Source organism: Brevundimonas sp. (assembly GCF_023259385.1).
Classification (GTDB): Bacteria; Pseudomonadota; Alphaproteobacteria; order Caulobacterales; family Caulobacteraceae; genus Brevundimonas.
On the sequence record NZ_JAHFPF010000108.1, the window covers coordinates 1 to 3,202 of the forward strand.

Here is a 3,202-nt window from a genome sequence, read left to right on the forward strand (position 1 = left end):
CGCGCGTCAGCGCCGTCTGGGCCTCGTCCACGAATTCCACGCGCCACAGCAGGATCGCCCAGGGCGGATAGAGGGCCAGGTCGGGATGAACCCGCAACGCCGGGCCGAGCGCCGCGGCCCAGTGATAGGTCCAGGCGAACAGCTGGGTCGCCGCCTGCAATCCCAGCAACAGCCCCAGACCGAACAGGACGACCCGCGCCGGCACCTCAGCCGTCCTCGTCCGGAGGGTCCCGCCGGTCGCCGGCGACGTCGAGGACAAGCAGCGGCGCCGCCTCCATGCGGCGCTGGTGGTAGGCGACGAGCGCCTGTCGCAGCGCAGGCGTCGAGCCGGCGTCGGAGAGACGCAGGATCGCGGCGGCCTCGGCGTCGCGGTCGCGAAAGATCCGGCGCTCCGCCGCCTCAAGCGGCCGCAGCTGGCGGCCGACCCGATCGAAGGCCTCCGCGAGGACCTGGTTTCCCGTCCCGCGGACCACGCGGTCGAGAGACTCGGCGAGCCGCTGCTCCGGCGCGGCGGTCGATAGGACGGGTTCGTCGCGGTCGTGGACGGCCGCTATGAGATCCAGGCTCGCCGTCAGGCAGTGAAGGCGGAAGGCGAACCGGTCCCTGACGAGGGCCGCGTCCATCCTCGGCGCCAGATAGCCGCCGTACGGAGCCCGTTCGATCAGACCCTCGCCGCAGAGCCACGCCAGCGCTTCTCGAACCGGCGTCGTCGACAGCCGGAGACGCCGCGCCTCTTCCACTATCACCACGGGCGTCCCCGGCGCGAACGCCCCCTGCTGCGACAGCCGCCGAAGACTGTCGAGGGCCTGAAGGAAGGGATCACGTCTCCGGGTCACCACCGGCTCCGGGAAAAAAAGGGGAGCCCGGATTATCGGTGGGGATCGGCACGCTCGCCAGTGGGTTGCACGTCCATTCCGTGGGGTTCGCCACAAAACGTCGAGATATCCGCCGCGGTCTGTCGGGTCATCCGCCGCTTTGTGGCGGTTTCACCCTTGCTGTGTACGGAAACGAAAGGTTGAGCGTTGCTCCCTCTGGCGTCCCGTCGCACCATCCCGGTTTGAGAGATTTCGCTGATGAGTGGAGTTCCGCCTGACCCGCCGCGTGATGGAGAGTTGCTGTCGGCGGCGGTCAAGGCGGTGCGCAGACATCGCGGCCTCACCACCGCCGAGGTCGCGGCCGCCATGAACATGGCACTGAGAACCTATGAGCGCTTCGAGTCCGGCGCCACCCGCCTGAACCTGGACCATATCCACAGGTTCGCCGCCGCGACGAACAGCGATCCCTATGCGCTTATCCTGGCCGTCGTGATTGGCTCGCCCGAGTTCGCCCGACGCAGCGCGGACAACAAGATGGCCACCATCCTGACCATCGCGGTGCAGCGGTTCGACCGGACCATCCAGGATCGCCTGCTCGACCTCGATGCGCGGACCCTGATCGCGGCGGTCACCGGCATGTTCGACACCCTGCTGGACGGCGATGAGACCAGCGAACAGGCCCGGGCCTGGCTCAAGACAGGCGCGGCGGAGTTGCTCGCCACGCGACCCAAACCGGGCCGCTGACCCTGCAATATACTCCAGATATAGCTTTTCAGCCGGTCAGCCCGCGCGCTCACTCCCTGCGCCACATCCGTGGCGATTAACAATGGAGAGACTGTGATGACCCCCACCCCCGCAATCCGCCTCGTCAGCCTCGGCAGCGCCAGGGCCCTGACCCGCGACAATCTCGACGGCCCCTTCCTCGAGATGGGCATCATCAAGAGCCGGACCGTCGCCGGCTGAAACGGCGCGGGCGGCCGCATCACGCGGCCGTCCGCATCGCCGGCGTTTCCCGCAATGACCATGCAACAACTCTGGTGTTCAGACGGCGTCTTCCTTGCGCAGGTGCGCGAGGACATCATCGTCCTCGACGTGAATGCTGACAGCTATGCCTGCCTGGTCGACGCCGCCGGATGGCTGACCGTCAACGCCGATGGAAGCCTAGAGGTCGCTGACGACGCGACGGCCCGCGCCCTTGTCGCGCCGGGATTGGCGCAAATGGATCCGCCGGTCCGGCCGCGTAGAGTCGCGGCGCTGCCGTCCCGCGAACTGACGCCCTGCCCTGCCGTGTCGACTGCTGAGATTCTTCGAGCAGGGGTCCGGATGGCCGTCGCGACGCTGGCTTTTCAAGGCCGCCCCTTTCGTCTTTTGATCCGCTCCGCCCAGCCGAGCCGCTCGCGACGTTTACCTCTGGATTCACTTCGGCTCGGCCGGTCGGTCGCGGCCTTCCGAGGGGCCCTTCCATGGTTGCCGCTGGAAGGCGAGTGTTTGCAGCGGTCATTCCAGCTCAGGCGCCTTCTGTTCGCGCATGGAGTCCAGGCCGACTGGATCTTCGGCGTCCGCACCTGGCCCTTCGCCGCCCATTGCTGGCTGCAGATCGGGGACATGGTCGTCGGCGACACCCTTGCCCGGGTCAAGGGCTACACACCCATCATGGCCGCCTGACGTGGGATCGTATCTCATGGTCAGCCGCGGTCGCGACCCAGCCGCGATGGCCCTCTCCGAACACCTTCGCCATCTCGCCCGTTCAAATGGACTGGCCATCGCCGAGCTCAACCCTTGCGTCTGGCTGGCGGTCGGTGGCCCGCGCGCACCATCTACCCTGGCCGTCGGCCCCTGGAGGCTGATCGGCGACGTGTTCAACCGCGTGTCGCCCGATTTGCCCACGACACGTGACGACGATCCCTATGCCTACGAACGCAAGCTTCTGGCCCGGTTCTGGGGCCGCTTCATCGGCGTGCGGTGTTCGGGGGACGGCCCCGCCTCGCATCTCCTGCGCGATCCGTCCGGCGCCTTGCCCTGCATCAGTTGGACCCAGCATGGACTGACGCTCGCGGCCTCCAACATGCCGCAGTGGCTGATCCAGCACCTGCGCCCTCCCTGGCGCATCAATTTCCAACGACTCGCCGCCGCCTTGCAAGACCCACTGTCAGCACCGGGGGATTTACCGCTCGACGGACCGATGGAGGTGTTTCCAGGGACGGTCCAGCCCCTCTCGTTGGACTCTCCCGCCGTGGAGGTCTGGAGGCCTTCGGATCTGGTGCTTCGCGGACGGCGGCGCGGCCTTGACAGAGAAGCCGCCGTCGCCCTGCTCCGGTCTTCCGTGGATGAAACCGTCCACGGCCTGGCTTCCATTGCGCCGTCACTCGCCGCGGAGGTCTCCGGGG

5 protein-coding genes and 1 pseudogene are annotated in these 3,202 nt (G+C 67.7%); 4 read left to right on the forward strand and 2 right to left on the reverse strand.

Annotation, left to right across the window (positions count from 1 at the left end):
• Together Q0C81_RS09745 and Q0C81_RS09750 are read right to left on the reverse strand one after the other, a co-directional pair.
• Nucleotides 1–205: pseudogene (locus tag Q0C81_RS09745) on the reverse strand (conjugal transfer protein TraG); the annotation flags it as partial.
• Nucleotide 206: 1 nt separating this feature from the next.
• Nucleotides 207–836 (reverse strand): GntR family transcriptional regulator, encoded by a 630-nt coding sequence (locus Q0C81_RS09750; RefSeq protein WP_291836956.1) that lies wholly within the window; start codon nucleotides 834–836, stop codon nucleotides 207–209.
• A 237-nt stretch (nucleotides 837–1,073) separates the two neighbouring features.
• Between Q0C81_RS09750 and Q0C81_RS09755 the strand changes: the two genes are divergently transcribed.
• The 4 genes from Q0C81_RS09755 to Q0C81_RS09770 all read left to right on the forward strand — a co-directional run.
• Nucleotides 1,074–1,559 (forward strand): helix-turn-helix transcriptional regulator, encoded by a 486-nt coding sequence (locus tag Q0C81_RS09755; RefSeq protein WP_291836958.1) that lies wholly within the window; start codon nucleotides 1,074–1,076, stop codon nucleotides 1,557–1,559.
• A gap of 96 nt (nucleotides 1,560–1,655) precedes the next feature.
• Complete coding sequence (locus Q0C81_RS09760; RefSeq protein WP_291836960.1) at nucleotides 1,656–1,778, forward strand: hypothetical protein; 123 nt, start codon at nucleotides 1,656–1,658, stop codon at nucleotides 1,776–1,778.
• A gap of 54 nt (nucleotides 1,779–1,832) precedes the next feature.
• Complete coding sequence (locus tag Q0C81_RS09765; protein ID WP_291836962.1) at nucleotides 1,833–2,480, forward strand: lasso peptide biosynthesis B2 protein; 648 nt, start codon at nucleotides 1,833–1,835, stop codon at nucleotides 2,478–2,480.
• Between the two features lie 46 nt (nucleotides 2,481–2,526).
• Nucleotides 2,527–3,202, forward strand: a 676-nt coding sequence (locus Q0C81_RS09770) for a hypothetical protein (RefSeq protein ID WP_291836964.1), incomplete at its 3' end; no start/stop codon positions are given.

What these genes read in the sequence shown, in the direction of transcription:
- Q0C81_RS09755 (WP_291836958.1), top strand. Translation starts at nt 1,074, where the DNA reads ATGAGTGGAGTTCCGCCTGACCCGCCGCGTGATGGAGAGTTGCTGTCG.
- Q0C81_RS09765 (WP_291836962.1), top strand. Translation starts at nt 1,833, where the DNA reads ATGACCATGCAACAACTCTGGTGTTCAGACGGCGTCTTCCTTGCGCAG.
- Q0C81_RS09760 (WP_291836960.1), top strand. Translation starts at nt 1,656, where the DNA reads ATGACCCCCACCCCCGCAATCCGCCTCGTCAGCCTCGGCAGCGCCAGG.